The 14113-nt window shown below is 71.6% G+C and carries 13 protein-coding genes; 4 read left to right on the forward strand and 9 right to left on the reverse strand.

Annotated features, from left to right (window positions below):
* Window positions 1-38: 38 nt before the first annotated feature.
* A complete protein-coding gene (locus tag SSP24_RS33245; protein ID WP_141313691.1) occupies window positions 39-335 on the reverse strand; it encodes a hypothetical protein in 297 nt (98 codons plus the stop codon).
* Window positions 336-493: 158 nt separating this feature from the next.
* Between SSP24_RS33245 and SSP24_RS33250 the strand changes: the two genes are divergently transcribed.
* Genes SSP24_RS33250 through SSP24_RS33260 form a run of 3 tightly spaced genes read left to right on the forward strand, consistent with a single transcriptional unit; the run spans window position 494 to window position 4075 of the window.
* On the forward strand, window positions 494-1765 hold the full coding sequence (locus tag SSP24_RS33250) for a hypothetical protein (protein ID WP_141313692.1): 1272 nt from the start codon (window positions 494-496) through the stop codon (window positions 1763-1765).
* Window positions 1762-3336, forward strand: a complete 1575-nt coding sequence (locus SSP24_RS33255) for a VWA domain-containing protein (RefSeq protein ID WP_141313693.1) — start codon at window positions 1762-1764, stop codon at window positions 3334-3336. Before SSP24_RS33250 ends, SSP24_RS33255 begins: the two co-directional genes overlap by 4 nt.
* On the forward strand, window positions 3323-4075 hold the full coding sequence (locus SSP24_RS33260; protein WP_141313694.1) for a hypothetical protein: 753 nt from the start codon (window positions 3323-3325) through the stop codon (window positions 4073-4075). The genes SSP24_RS33255 and SSP24_RS33260 overlap by 14 nt, the downstream gene beginning before the upstream one ends.
* A 4-nt stretch (window positions 4076-4079) precedes the next feature.
* Here SSP24_RS33260 and SSP24_RS33265 read toward each other — a convergent pair whose 3' ends face one another.
* The 8 genes from SSP24_RS33265 to SSP24_RS33295 form a co-directional block, all read right to left on the reverse strand.
* Window positions 4080-5090: an LLM class F420-dependent oxidoreductase gene (locus tag SSP24_RS33265; protein WP_141313695.1), complete on the reverse strand. Its 1011-nt coding sequence runs from the start codon at window positions 5088-5090 to the stop codon at window positions 4080-4082.
* Window positions 5091-5188: 98 nt separating this feature from the next.
* The gene (locus SSP24_RS33270; protein ID WP_141313696.1) at window positions 5189-5995 is read right to left on the reverse strand and encodes a DUF5336 domain-containing protein; all 807 of its coding nucleotides are present in this window, start codon (window positions 5993-5995) and stop codon (window positions 5189-5191) included.
* Between the two features lie 158 nt (window positions 5996-6153).
* Window positions 6154-7107, reverse strand: a complete 954-nt coding sequence (locus tag SSP24_RS33275) for an N-acetylmuramoyl-L-alanine amidase (protein ID WP_141313697.1) — start codon at window positions 7105-7107, stop codon at window positions 6154-6156.
* A 67-nt stretch (window positions 7108-7174) separates the two neighbouring features.
* The gene (locus tag SSP24_RS33280; protein ID WP_141313698.1) at window positions 7175-7825 is read right to left on the reverse strand and encodes a class I SAM-dependent methyltransferase; all 651 of its coding nucleotides are present in this window, start codon (window positions 7823-7825) and stop codon (window positions 7175-7177) included.
* A gap of 381 nt (window positions 7826-8206) precedes the next feature.
* Window positions 8207-8383 (reverse strand): hypothetical protein, encoded by a 177-nt coding sequence (locus SSP24_RS43125; RefSeq protein WP_167529770.1) that lies wholly within the window; start codon window positions 8381-8383, stop codon window positions 8207-8209.
* Between the two features lie 67 nt (window positions 8384-8450).
* Window positions 8451-10190: an MFS transporter gene (locus tag SSP24_RS33285; RefSeq protein ID WP_141313699.1), complete on the reverse strand. Its 1740-nt coding sequence runs from the start codon at window positions 10188-10190 to the stop codon at window positions 8451-8453.
* A 129-nt stretch (window positions 10191-10319) separates the two neighbouring features.
* A complete protein-coding gene (locus SSP24_RS33290; RefSeq protein WP_141313700.1) occupies window positions 10320-11510 on the reverse strand; it encodes a GDSL-type esterase/lipase family protein in 1191 nt (396 codons plus the stop codon).
* A gap of 61 nt (window positions 11511-11571) precedes the next feature.
* On the reverse strand, window positions 11572-12144 hold the full coding sequence (locus SSP24_RS33295) for a TetR/AcrR family transcriptional regulator (RefSeq protein WP_141313701.1): 573 nt from the start codon (window positions 12142-12144) through the stop codon (window positions 11572-11574).
* 176 nt (window positions 12145-12320) lie between these two features.
* Here SSP24_RS33295 and SSP24_RS33300 point away from each other — a divergent pair, with 176 nt between their 5' ends.
* On the forward strand, window positions 12321-13742 hold the full coding sequence (locus SSP24_RS33300) for a DHA2 family efflux MFS transporter permease subunit (protein ID WP_373306694.1): 1422 nt from the start codon (window positions 12321-12323) through the stop codon (window positions 13740-13742).
* The last annotated feature ends 371 nt before the right edge of the window (window positions 13743-14113 follow it).

The raw sequence follows: 14113 nt of genomic DNA on the forward strand, positions 1-14113 counted from the left end.
CCCGCGCCCCTGGGGGCGTGCAGCTCACCGGCGTTCAGTCAGTGCTGGCGGTGCAGGCGGCCCGCGATCGCGTGGCCGACGAACAGGTACACGACCGCCGCCAGCCCGTAGCCGGCCACGACCCTCGCCCACGCCTCGTCGAAGGTGAACAGGTCGTGCGACCAACCCGCCAGCCAGCGGGCCGCGTCGTGCACGAACTGCACGAAGTCGTTGCCGGGGTTGGCGTCCAGCAGGTACATCAGGATCCACAGGCCCAGGATGAGGGCCATGATGTCGGCGACGATCGCTATGACCGTCCCGGCCTGGTTCGCACCGTTGCGATATCTGGGGGACATGCCCTACGGGTTGCCGCGCACGCGTGGCTGAAACCCGAAAGCCGCGCGCTCACAGCAGCCACTCATTTACCCCACGTTCGGGTGGAGTTGACCACTCCGGGGAATGGTGTTCCACGGGGTCTTTGATGATCCTGCCCCCTTGAGCGGCAGGAGGGCCGTTGTCCGAGGAACCCAGACTCACCACCCGCAGAACGACACACCGCCGCATCCCGCGCCTCGTTGTCGTCGCACTGCCGCTCGCCCTCGCCGGTCTGCTGTCGCTGCTGATCTCCGGCAACGCGCTCCGGCCGTTCGAACGGATCACGGTCATCGAGTCGCGGATGGCGTCCAAGTCCGACTACTTCAAAGATCCCGAAGTGAAACGGCTGTTACTCAAGCACGGCATCCGCGTGGACATACGCCGCCTCGGCTCACGAGGCATCGCCACCCGCTCCTTGAACGGCCTGGACGTCGTCTTCCCGTCCGGTCAGCCCGCCGCGAAGCTGATCCTGGACCGGCCGGACGACACCGGGCAGTCGGTGCGCCCCTTCGTCTCCCCGCTGGCCCTCGGCAGCTTCCGCGACTACGCGGAGACCCTGGTGAAGGCGGGCGTGGCCAAACGGCAGCCGTCGACGAGCGGGGAACCGACCCTCTACTACGACCTCGACATGGCGAAGTTCATGACCCTGCTCGACGGCGTGGACGACGAGAACAACCCCAGGGACGGCGAGGGCAGCGACGCGGACACCTGGAACGGCATCGGCTTCAAAGCCGTCACCGGCGAAAAGCGCAGCAACAGCGGCAGCGTCCTGGTACGTACGTCCAACGTCTGCGAGTCCAACTCCGCCGGCACCTATCTGAGCCTGCTCGCCTTCGTCGCCAACAACGAGAAGACCCCGGGGTCGAGCGACCCCAACAATCCCCGGCGCGTCAAGGAGGAGGTGGACCGGGTCGCCGCGAAGATCAAGCCCCTCGTCAGCCTGCAGGGCATGTGGGCCGACGAGCAGGCCGACAGCTACTTCTCCGCCCTCGGCGAATCCATAGCCTCCATAGCCCTGATCTACGAGCACCAGTACCTGGCCCACCAGATCGCCCACCACGAAAAGCACGGCGAGCAGGACACCAACCGCGTCCTGCTCTACCCCAGGCCCTACGCACTCACCGAACCGCAGCTCATCTCCCTCAGCCCCAAGGGCGACCGGCTGGTCGAGCTGATCAGGGAGGACGAGGAGCTGCGCCGGCGGGCGCTGGAGCTGGGCTTCCGCATCCGCTTCTCCGGTGAGAGCGGCGCCAGCGAGGAACTGGACAAGTACCTCCAGGACCACGGCATCCAGAAGCCGGTCCCCAACCGCGACCAGACCAAGGCGCTCGAACCCGACCTGGACATCCTGCAGGACATCATCAACTACGTCGGCGACTGCCCACCGCCCAACCCGGACGGCTCTGCATGACAAGGCTCGTACGCGCCGTGACGGCCTCGCTCACCCTGGTCCTCCTCGCCGGCCTTACCTCCTGCACCCAGGACCAGGACCCGGTCACCCTCCAGGTCATCGCCAGCCCCGAACTCGCCGACATCGAGCCGCTGCTGGACGAGCTGGAGGAGGACACGGGCGTCGCGCTGGAGATGGAGTACGAGGCGGACGCGGACCTCGAAGGGCAGTACCCGGGCAGCCCGGGGTACGACCTGGCGTGGCTCGCCTCGGACCGCTCCTTCCTGCTCCGCGTCCAGGACTCCGAGGGCGCCCTGACCCGGCCCGAGACCACCCCGATCATGCGCTCACCGGTCGTCGTCGGCCTCGAACCCGACATCGCCGACAAGCTGAGCAAGGCCGCCCCCGAGGGCCGGATCTCCTGGGCGGACGTGGCGGACGCCGCCGCCGACGGCACCGTACGGTTCGGGATGGCCGACCCCCGGCGCAGCGACACCGGCCGCGCCGCGCTCGTCGGCGTCGCCACCGCCGCCGCCGGCACCGGACGCGCACTGCGCCAGGAGGACGTCTCCTGCGACCGGCTGCGGGGCTTCCGCTCCGGCCAGAGCCTCACCGCGGACAGCTCCCGGGACCTGATCGACGCCTACCTGAGCAAGCCCGGCGGCACCAACGCGGTGATCGCGCACGAGGCGGAGCTGCTGTCGCTGAACGCCGACGACCGGCGCGGCGAGCCCCTGCGGATCGTGCACCCCGACGACGGCATGGTGCTCTCCGACTTCCCGCTGCTGCTGCTCGACCAGGAGCAGCGGTCGGCGTACCGCAGGGTGGTGGACTGGCTGCTGAGCGACGACACCCAACGCGAGCTCATGGAGCGCACCTTCCGGCGCCCGGTCAACGAGGACGTCGAACCCTCCGAGCAGCTGCGCACGGACGTCGGCAACGCGCTCTCCTTCCCCGACAGCCTCTCCATCGTCCAGCAGCTGATCACCGACTACGGCGACCCCAACAGCCGCACCGCCGACCAGGTCGTCTTCGTCCTCGACTTCTCGACGTCGATGCGCGGCGAGCGGATGGCCGACCTGCGCGCCGCCTTCGCCGGGCTGAGCGGCGCCGACGAGACCTCCACCGGCAAGTTCGCCCGCTTCTACCGGGGCGAGCGGCTCACCGTCGTCCGGTTCGGCGGCCGGGTATTGGAGGAGCGTACGGTGACCGTGCGCGGCGACGCCGACCTCCGTACCCTCAACCAGCTGGTCGCCGAAGGCGGTTACGACGACGCCACCGCCGTATGGACCGCCCTCGACCGGGGCTACCGCATCGCCACCGACGCCGTACGCGACGACCCCGCACGGCCCGTCGCGATCGTGCTGATGACCGACGGCGAGAACAACGCGGGCATCACCTACGAGGAGTTCCTGCGCCGCCACGACTCCCTCGGCAGCGACGCCGACGCGGTGCCCACCTTCCCCGTCCATTTCGGAGAGGCCGACGCGGCGGCCCTCAAGCGCGCCGCCGCCGCGACCGGCGGCCGCATGGTCGACGCGGGCCTCTCCTCCCTCTCCGACGCGTTCAAGGAGATCCGTGGGTGTCATTGATGGTCAGTGGTGGGGCCTGTGGTGGCCGTGGCTGCTCGTCTGGGCCGCCACGGCGGCGAGCTTCGCCATCGTGCTCGGATACGGATGGCGGCGCCTGCGCAACCGGCGCAAGCCGGGCGGGACACACCTCGACATGTGCTTCTACCTGCACAAGCAGCGCGTCATGGACATCTACGAGGTCGGCGGCTTCGCCCAGTCCCTGAGCCAGGAGGTCGCCCACCGGCTCCAGGTGCAGAACAACTACGGGCTGTGGGGCAGGCTCTTCTTCTGGATGGGCAAGGCGGAGCGCGGCGTCACCCGGGAGCAGGTCACCACCTACCTCCGCGAGGCCAACCCCATGAACGTCATCGGCGTCGTCATGGACGCCATGCGCAAGGAGGACCGCGTCGTGGACGCCGACCTCATCGAGGGCGACCTCGTCCTCAACCGGGAGAGCGCGGACCGGCTGAGCCGCCGATACCCCGACGGGGAGATCCCCCTCAGCGCCCTGGGGCTGGCGTACGTCTCCGTCACCGGCGGCTTCACCGCGAAACGGGAGGAGAACGGCGTACGCCTCAGCGCCCCGTACGGCGCCGGCGCGCACGTGGAGATCATGTGCTTCGAGGCCCAGGGCCGTGGCGACTTCCACGAGGACCACTACTACACCGGCAAGTTCACCGCCCGCTGCCTGGGCAAGGTCCTGGCCTGGGACGAGGGCCAGAAGAAACTGACCCTCGACCCGGTCGCCATCTTCCGCTGAGCCGTCAGCAGTTCAGCTCGGCCAGCACCCGCAGGGTGTGCGGGTCCGGGGCCAGCACCAGCAGGTCGGTCACCGGGCCCTTGCGCCACAACTCCAGCCGCTGCGCTATGCGTTCCCGCGGCCCGACGAGCGAGATCTCGTCCGCGAACGCGTCCGGCACCGCCCGCACGGCCTCCTCCCGCCGCCCGGCGAGGAACAGCTCCTGGATCCGCCGGGCCTCCTCCTCGTACCCCATGCGCGCCATCAGCTCGGCGTGGAAGTTGCGCCGGGCGTGCCCCATGCCGCCGATGTAGAAGCCCAGCATCGCCTTGACCGGCAGCAGCCCCTCGGCGACGTCCCGGCAGACCCGCGCCTGCGCCATGGGCGCGACGAGGAAGCCCTCGGGAGCGCCCCCAAGAGAGGGCTCGTACACATCGGTGCGCAGCGGCGACCAGTACAGCGGCAGCCAGCCGTCGGCGATCCGGGCGGTCTGCGCGATGTTCTTCGGGCCCTCGGCGCCGAGGAGGATGGGCAGGCCGGGGCGGAGCGGGTGGGTGATCGGCTTGAGCGCCTTGCCGAGGCCGGTAGCGTCCGGGCCCCGGTAGGGATGGGCGTGGAACCGCCCGTCGACCTCGACGGGGGCCTGCCGCTTGAGCACCTGCCGCACGACATCGACGTACTCCCGGGTCGCGGTCAGCGGCGAGGACGGGAACGGCCGCCCGTACCAGCCCTCCACCACCTGCGGCCCGGACAGCCCCAGCCCCAGCATCATCCGCCCGCCGGAAAGGTGGTCGAGGGTGAGGGCGTGCATGGCGGTGGTCGTCGGCGAGCGGGCGGCCATCTGGGCAACCGCCGTGCCAAGTTTGATGGTTGACGTGTGGGCGGCGATCCAGGTGAGCGGGGTGAAGGCGTCCGAGCCCCACGACTCGGCGGTCCACACGGAGTCGTAACCGAGCCGCTCGGCCTCCCGCGCGAGCGCCACATGGTCGGGGGAGGGGCCACGGCCCCAGTAGCCGAGCGCGAGACCGAGCCGCATGCCTGCCTCCTGACGGTCTGTCAGCCGAGCGGGGCGACGACTGTACGACAACGGCCCCCCGCCCGGAAGGGCGAGGGGCCGTACGTACGGCGGGCAGGTCAGCCGCGCTGGATACCGGTCGTGTCCTGAAGCACACCCCGGCGGCCGTCCTGTGTCTGCGCGACCAGCGCCGGACCGCGCTGCTCGACGGCCAGGTACCAGGTGCCCGGCGCCAGTTCGGCGATCGGGGTGGGCGAGCCGTCCTCCGCGAACAGCGGGCGCGGCACCGGCACGGCGAACCAGAACGGCGAGAAGTCGGCGGCGGGCGGCTGCGGCTGGCCGTAGGGCTGACCGGGCTGGCCCGGCTGCGGCTGGCCGTAACCGGCGGGCTGCGGGGCGCCGGGGTAGCCGTAACCGCCCTGCGGCTGGCCGCCGTAGGGCGGCTGGGGGGCGGCGGGACGGGGGGCCGGGATGAGGGCGCCCTTGAGGGCCGGGACCAGCGGGGTGGCGATCGCGGCGGCGGCCATGACGAGGGTGGCGACCAGGGCGAGGATCAGGCCGATACCGGCGTCGGGGCCGTCGGAGGAGCCGCTGCCGAAGTTGTTGGCGGCGCTCGCCGGGTCGAAGACGTTGCCGAGCGCGCTCCACGCGGCGAACACCGTGAAGGCGACGCCGAACTGACCGAGGTCGAGCCCCGCGACCTTCGGGGCCTGCGGCAGCCCACGGCCGACGACGACGAGTGCGGCGCCGATGACGCCCGCCAGCACGACGCTCATCAGCACCGGGCCGCTGCCCCACAGGCTGGGCATGTCCAGGCCCTCCGGCGCACCGTCGGACGAGTAGAAGTCGAGGAACGACGCGATGAACAGCAACACCGCTGCTCCGATCACCACGCCGTCGCCTCGAGTGAGGGAGCGGATATTCACTTCAGGTCCTTCGTAGGTCGTCTCGTCGTCGGTAGAGGCGTCGCTGTCACCATGTCGCCGTAAGGCCCCGGTGCGAAGCGCGGGGGTGGCCCCTCATCGTAGGGATGACACTATCGTCCGTCCGGACGACCTGTCCGCCGGGATGATCGCGCCGGGCACTACCCGCGCAGGAAACTCACGATTCCCTCAGAGATCCCTTGCGCCGCCTTCTGCCGCCAGGCTCCGCTGATCAGCAGGGCCGCGTCCTTGCTATCGCGCATGTTGCCGCACTCGATGAAGACCTTCGGAACCGTTGACAGATTGAGACCGCCCAGGTCCTGACGCGTGACGAGACCGGTGCCGCCGCCGACGTAGTTGGCGGGCGCGCTGCCGGTGACGCGGACGAAGCTGCCTGCGATGCGCTCACCGAGTTCGCGTGACGGCGCGACGATCGGCCGGGTGTCGGCGGCGCCCGCGTGCACGGACGCCGGGAGGATGACGTGGAACCCGCGGTTGCCCTTCCCGGACCCGTCCGCGTGGATGGAGACGACCGCGTCGGCCTTCGCCTCGTTGCCGATCCGCGCCCGCTCGTCGATGCACGGCCCGTACGTCCGGTCGCCGTTCTGCGTCAGTTTCACCGTGGCGCCCTGCTCTTGCAGGAGGGTGCGCAGCTTGCGGGCGACGTCGAGGGTGAACTCGGCTTCCGTGTAGCCCGCGTTGGTCGCCGTGCCGGTGGTGTCGCACTCCTTCCAGTTCGTCCCGATGTTCACCTTGCGGTTGATCTCGGCCGTGTGCTGGAAGTTGTGCGGGTTGTGACCCGGGTCGATGACGACGACCTTGCCCCTGAGTGGCGCCGCGGCGGAAGGGGCGGGTGCGGGCTCGGCGCCGGTGGACGTGGCGGAGGCGGTGGGCTTCGCGCTCGACGGGGACGCGGGCGACGGGGACGCCTGGGGCGTCGAGGGTGCCTTGGCCTCCGTACGCCCCGACCCCGATCCGCCGGTGTCACCCACCGCCTCGTACACCAGCCAGCCGAGCAGTGCGCCGGGCACCAGGGCTGCGACGGCGACGGTCATCGCCCCGCGGCGACGGCGGCGGGGCGCGGGCGAATCGAACTCCGGACCTGTGTACGACACGCCTGCCACCCTAGCGGCCGGGACGGCGACACCTGGTTCTCTGTACGTCTCAATGGGTGGCGGCCGGTCAGATCCCGTCGCCGGTGCGCCGCAGCACCCGCAGCGAGTCCGTTGCCGAGACCTCCGTGAAGGCGCCCGAGGCGAGGGCGCGGAGGTAGACGCGGTACGGGGCCTGGCCGGTGAACTCGTCGGCCGGGTCGGGGAAGACGTCGTGGATGACGAGCAGGCCGCCGTCCGCGACATGGGGCGCCCAGCCCTCGTAGTCGGCGGTGGCGTGCTCGTCGGTGTGGCCGCCGTCGATGAAAACCAGGCCGAGGGGGGTCCGCCAGACCTTCGCCACCTGAGGGGACCGGCCGACCAACGCCACCACGTGCTCCTCCAGGCCCGCCCGGTGCAGGGTGCGGCGGAAGGTGGGCAGGGTGTCCATCAGGCCGACCTCGGGGTCGACCGTCTCCGGGTCGTGGTAGTCCCAGCCCGGCTGCTGCTCCTCGCTGCCCCGGTGGTGGTCGACGGTGAGCGCGGTGACGCCGGCCGCGCGGGCCGCGTCGGCGAGCAGGATCGTGGAGCGGCCGCAGTACGTGCCGACCTCAAGGAGGGGGAGCCCGAGCCGGGCGGCTTCCATGGCCGCCGCGTACAGGGCCAGCCCCTCACCCGTGGGCATGAACCCCTTCGCCGCCTCGAACGCGGCCAGGATCTCGGGCTTGGGCGCCGCGGTCATGGGCTGGGCCTTCCGGTCGTACGTGTGTCTGGGCGCCCCATGCTGCCGCACACCCGGTCGATGGGGTGACGGGGGGTGTGGGGTCGGGGGTCGGGTGGCTCGGGTCGTGTGTGCTTGGCGCGTGCGGCTGTGCCCTCGGTCGTTGTGGTGGCTGGGGGTGTGGGGATGGGTGTCGGGTGGCTCGGGGCGTGAATGCCTGGCGCGTGCGGCTGCGCCCTCGGTCGATGTGGTGGCTGGGGTGCGGGCGGCTCAGGGCGTGGCCGCCTCGCGCTTGCTGCCGCACCCCCGGTCGATGCGGTGACCGGGGGTGCGGAGAGGGGGCTGGGCTGGGTCGTGTTGCGGTGCCTGCGGTTGGTGCGGTGACCCGGGGCTCGGGTGGGCTCAGGCCATGACTGCCTGGCCCATGCTGCTGCGCCTGCGGTTGATGCCGTGACGGGCGTGCGGAGACGGGGGTTCAGGCGGGCTCAGGCCGTCACCGCCTCGGCGGGTTGCGGACTGGGCGCTGGGGGCGTGGCCGGTGGCCTGGGTGGCGAGGACGTAGCGGGTGGGCTCAGCCATGGCTGTCTGTCCCATGCTGCCGCGCCTGCGGTTGATGCCGTGACCGGGCGTGCGGGGAGACGGGGGTTCAGGCCGTGACCGCCTTGCCGGGCAGGGAGAGGTCCAGGTCGATCGGGTGGGTGTCGCCGGTGTGGGTTGCGGAGTGGGCGCTGGGGGCGTGGCCGGTGGCCTGGGTGGCGAGGACGTAGGAGCCCTCGGCCGGGACCGTGAGGGTGTAGCTGCCGTCCTCGGCGGAGACGGTCGCGCCCGCGTGGCGGCCCCGGCGGTCGATCAGTGTGACCTTGGCGCGGGCGACCGGTGTGCCGTCGGCGGCCAGGACCCGGCCGCGGAAATCGCCCAGCGCCGCGATCGCGCGCTCCAGGTTCGCGTCCTCCTCGCTGCTCGCCCGCAGCTGCGGCTTGTCGGCGGGGCGGCGGCGGGGCAGGCACAGGGCGAGGACCAGGCCGACGGCGACGGCGGCGGTCGCGATCAGGAAGGAGACGCGGAAGCCGTGCATGGTGGGGATCTCGACGCCCCCGACGGTGTTCGCGGTGTTCGCCAGCACCATGCCGATGACGGCGCTGGAGACCGACGTACCGATGGACCGCATCAGGGTGTTGAGGCCGTTCGCCGCGCCCGTCTCCGAGGCCGGGACCGCGCCGACGATCAGCGCGGGCAGGGAGGAGTAGGCGAGGCCGATGCCCGCGCCGAGGACCACCGAGGTGACGACCGTCTGCCAGGCGGCGCTCATCAGGCCGAGGCCGCCGGCGTAGCCGAGGGCGATGACGAGGAGGCCGATGATCAGTGTGGTGCGCGGGCCGTAGCGGGCGGAGAGGCGGGCGTAGACCGGCGCGGTGAACATCATCGTCAGGCCCAGCGGGGCCACGCACAGACCGGCGACGACCATCGACTGGCCGAGGCCGTAGCCGGTGGCGGCGGGGAGCTGGAGGAGCTGGGGCAGGACGAGGGAGACGACGTAGAAGGAGACGCCGACCATGATCGACGCGAGGTTGGTGAGCAGCACCTCGCGGCGGGCGGTGGTGCGCAGGTCCACCAGGGGCGCGGAGCTGCGCAGCTCCAGCAGGCCCCAGAGGATCAGGACCACGGCGGCGGCGCCGAACAGGCCGAGCGTGGTGGTCGACGACCAGCCCCAGTCGCTGCCCTTGGTGATCGGGAGCAGGAGAAGGACCAGTCCCGTGGACAGGCCCAGTGCGCCCAGCAGGTCGAAGCCGCCCTCCGCGCGGACCGGGGACTCCGGTACGACGAGGAGGATGAGGGCGATGGCGAGGACGCCGAGGCCGGCGGCGCCGTAGAAGAGGGCGTGCCAGTCGGTGTTCTGGGCCACCAGGGCCGCGGCGGGCAGCGCGAGACCGCCGCCGACGCCGATCGAGGAACTCATCAGCGCCATCGCCGAGCCGAGCCGCTCACGCGGCAGCATGTCGCGCATCAGGCCGATACCGAGCGGGATCGCGCCCATCGAGAAGCCCTGGAGCGTACGGCCGACGATCATCGGGAAAAGTGCGCTGGTGACCGCGCTGATCAGCGCGCCGACCACCATCACCGTCAGGCTCATGACCAGCATGCGCCGCTTGCCGTACAGGTCGCCGAGCCGGCCCATGATCGGGGTGGCCACGGCGCCCGAGAGGAGGGTGGAGGTCAGGACCCAGGTGGCGTTGCTGGGCGAGGTGTCCAGCAGTTGCGGCAGGTCCTTGATGACCGGGACGAGCAGGGTCTGCATCACCGCGACAACGATGCCCGCGAAGGCGAGCAGCGGGACGACGGCTCCGCTCGCTCTTCCGGAGGGCTGGTCGGTCGTCGTGAGCGTCATTGAAGGGGGCCTCCAGGCCGAAGAAGATCGTGGATACGTTCACGATGAACCACGTGCGCTCGGGCAACTATTCCGGTCCTTCGAGTCCCTAAGGAATCCTTGACCCTCTCATTGGGAACTGATGCGGCGTCAGCCCCGTGACGTCCCCGGGGTGAGCGGCCCGTCGGCGGCGAAGGCGAGTTCGGCGAAGCGTTCGCCGATGCGGCGGTGGGTGGCCGCGTCGGGGTGGAGGTCGTCGGGGAGGGGGAGTTCGGCGTAGTCGGCCTCGCCGTAGAGCTCGCGGCCGTCGAGGTAGTGGAGGTGGGGGTCGTCGGCCGCGCGCTGCTCGACGATTCGGGACAGTTCGGCGCGGATGACGTTCAGGGTGAGCTTCCCGGCGGCCGTCTCCGCCGGGTCGCCCGCCGCCCGGAACCGGAGTTGACCCGCACCGAGGGCGCTGAAGTCGAAGGCGCAGGGGCCGGGGGTGTCCTCATGGATGGGGCACAGGATGGGGGAGACGACCAGCAGCGGTGTGGTGGGGTGGCCCTCGCGGAGCGTGTCCAGGAAGCCGTGGACGGCGGGGGTGAAGGCGCGCAGGCGCATCAGGTCGGCGTTGACCAGGTTGATCCCGATCTTGACGCTGATCAGGTCGGCGGGGGTGTCGCGCATCGCACGCGCGGTGAAGGGGTCGAGCAGGGCGCTGCCGCCCAGGCCCAGGTTGATCAGCTCGACACCGCCGAGGGCGGCGGCGAGGGCCGGCCAGGTGGTGCTGGGGCTCGCGGCGTCCGAGCCGTGGCTGATCGAGCTGCCGTGGTGCAGCCAGACCTTGCGGCCGGGGTTCGGCGCGGGTTCGACGGGGGCGTCGGTGCGCAGGGCGACGAGTTCGGTGGTCTCGTTGTGCGGCAGCCAGATCTCGACGGTCTTGGCGCGGTCGGGCAGGCCACCGAAGCGGACGGTGCCGGGCGGGCCGGGGCGGTGCTCGGTGGTACCGGTAGTCATGTCGATGGTGAGGGTGTTGCCGCCGGACGCGGTGGCCCGGTCGGTCGGGTGGCCGTCGACGAGCAGGTCGTACACGCCGTCCGGGCGCGGTGGGGCGCCGACGTAGACCCGCTTGGTGGGGAGCGTGTCCAGCTCGACGGCGGTGGCGCGGGTGCGGAAGGCCAGTCGTACGCCGGAGGGCTGGGCCTCGGCCATGGCGAGCTGTCCGTCGGTGTTCTGGGCGCGGGCGGCGGCGAGCAGCCGGTGCGGGAGCAGGCCGTGCGCGGTGCGCTCGACGTCGAGGGCGCCGCGGAGGAGGGCGGGGGTGAGGGGGGTGGTGATCCAGCGGTGCGTGGGGTGCATGGCCTCTGCCTGTGGTTCCGGGGCGTGCTTCTGCCTGTGGTTCGGGGGGCTTGCTTGCGGGTCAGGCCGTGGGCCAGTTGTGCAGGAGGGCGTCGAGGGCGTCGAGGATCCGGGACCAGGATTCCTGCGCGTCGGGGGCGCTGTGGCTGAAGCCACCGGCCAGCTCCAGGCTGACGTAACCGTGGAAGACGCTGCCCAGCATGCGGACAGCGTGTGTCTGGTCGGGCTCCGTGAGGTCGTAGCCGCGCAGGATGGCCCGGGTCATGGCGGCGTGCCGGACCCCGGCGCTGGCGGCGGCCGTCTCGGGGTCGAGTCTGAGCTGGGCGGCGGCGTAGCGGCCGGGGTGCTCGCGGGCGTAGTCGCGGTAGACGTCGGCGAAGGCGGTCAGCGCGTCCTTGCCGGCCCGCCCGGCCAGGGCGTCGGCGGCGCGGTCGGCCATCTCCTCCAGGGCGAGCAGGGCGATCCTCGTCCTGAGGTCCTGGGAGTTCTTCACGTGCGAGTAGAGGCTCGCGACCTTGACGTCGAAGTGGCGGGCGAGCGCGGAGACGGTGACCTGGTCGAAGCCGACCTCGTCGGCGAGTTCGGCGGCGGCCTGGGTGAGGCGTTCGGGGGTCAGTCCTACGCGGGCAGCCATAAGTGTCCTTTCATTTGCTTGATACGATTCTGCATCTGCCTAAAGCCTTTAGGCAAACGGATTAGGTGTGTAGGCCGGTGGAGGGCAGGGGAGAGCGTGCCTAGGCCGCAGGGCCGACGAATCGTGGGCCCAATTCCCGATGCGCGGGCCCTGGCACGGTTGAGAGCATGGCCCGCATGCTCCGAGCCGCACCCGATCCCCGCATATCCCGTCGCACCGGCCGCGCCCCCACGTGGCTGGTGGTGGCGCTCGCCTGTTCCGGGCAGTTCCTGGTCGTCCTCGATGTGTCCGTCGTGAACGTGGCGCTGCCCTCGATGCGCGCCGATCTGGGGCTGAGCGGCCACGGGTTGCAGTGGGTGGTGAACGCGTACGCGATCGCCTTCGCCGGGTTCATGCTGCTCGGCGGGCGGGCCGGTGATCTGTACGGCCGGAAGCGGATGTTCCTGGTCGGGCTCGCGCTGTTCACGCTGGCCTCGCTGGGCGGCGGCCTGGCCCGCGAGGGATGGGAACTGCTCGCCGCGCGGGCGGCGCAGGGGCTGGGCGCGGCCGTGCTGGCGCCCTCGACGCTGACGATCCTCACGGCGGCGGTGCCGGAGGGGGCGGCGCGGGCGCGGGCGATCGCGACGTGGACGGCGGTCGGCGCGGGGGGCGGGGCCGCGGGTGGGCTGGTCGGCGGGCTGCTGGTGGACGGGTTGTCGTGGCGGTGGGTGCTGCTGATCAATGTGCCGGTCGGTGCGGTCGTCCTGCTGGGCGCGCTGTGGTGGCTGCCGGAGAGCCGGGCCGGGGACGGGCGGCGGCTGGATCTGCCGGGCGCGTTGCTGGTGACCGCGGGGCTGGGGGCGCTGGCGTACGGGATCTCGCAGACCGAGGCTGCGGGGTGGACGGCGGCGGCGACGCTGGTGCCGTTGGTGGCGGGGCTGGTGCTGATCGGGGGGTTCCTGCTGGTCGAGGCGCGTACGGCGGCTCCGCTGATGCCGCTGGGGCTGCTGCGGCTGCGGTCGGTGGCGTCGGCGAACGTGGCGATGTTCCTGAGCGGGTCCGCGATGTTCTGCATGTGGTTCTTCATGACGCTGTACGCGCAGAACGTGCTCGGCTACACGCCGCTGGAGGCCGGTCTCGCCCTGGTGCCCAGCTCGCTGGCCGTGGTGGTCGGCTCAAAGCTCGCGCCGCGGCTGATGCGGGGTGCGGGGGCGCGGAACGTGGCGGTGCTGGGGACCGTGGTGGCCGCGGCCGGGTTCGGGTGGCAGTCGACGATCAGTGTGGAGGGGTCGTATCCGACGGCGATCATGTTCCCGGGGATTCTGATGATGCTGGGGGCCGGGCTGGCGATGACGCCGCTGGCGGCGCTGGCCATGTCGGGGGCGGAGCCGGGGGAGGCGGGGCTGGTGTCGGGGCTGATCAACACCTCCCGTGTGATGGGCGGTTCGCTGGGGCTCGCCGTGATGTCCACGATCGCGGCGGCACGGACGGCGGGCAGCGGGGCGCCTGCGGCGCTCACGGAGGGGTATGCCTTGGCGTTTCGGGCGAGTGCGGGGGTGCTGGTGGTGGGGGCGGTGGTTATGGCGGTGTGGTTGCCGCGGAGGGTGCGGGTGCGGTGAGGCTCGGCGGCCGGGGGTCTTGGTGACGTTCAGGCCATCGTGTGTCGGTGATGCTCGGGCGGCCGGTGGCCCTGGGGTGGGTGGGGCGGCGGTGGTCTTGGGGCGGCTCGGGCGGTCGGCGGCCTTTGGGTGGCTCGGGCGGCCGATGGTCTTGCGGTGGCTCTGGTGCCGTGGTCTTGGCGTGGCTGAGGTGCCCGCGGTGCCGCTGCGCCCACCCGTGCCGCCCAAGCGGCACGACTGCCCGCAGCTACGCGCGTATGCGGCAGCCGCCACACGTGGTCTAGAGGTGGCTTGGGTGGCCGGTGGTCTGGAGGTGGCTTGGGTGGCCGGTGGTCTGGAGGTGGCTTGGGTGGCCGGTGGTCTGGAGGGGG

This window comes from Streptomyces spinoverrucosus, assembly GCF_006539505.1.
Classification (GTDB): Bacteria; Actinomycetota; Actinomycetes; order Streptomycetales; family Streptomycetaceae; genus Streptomyces; species Streptomyces spinoverrucosus.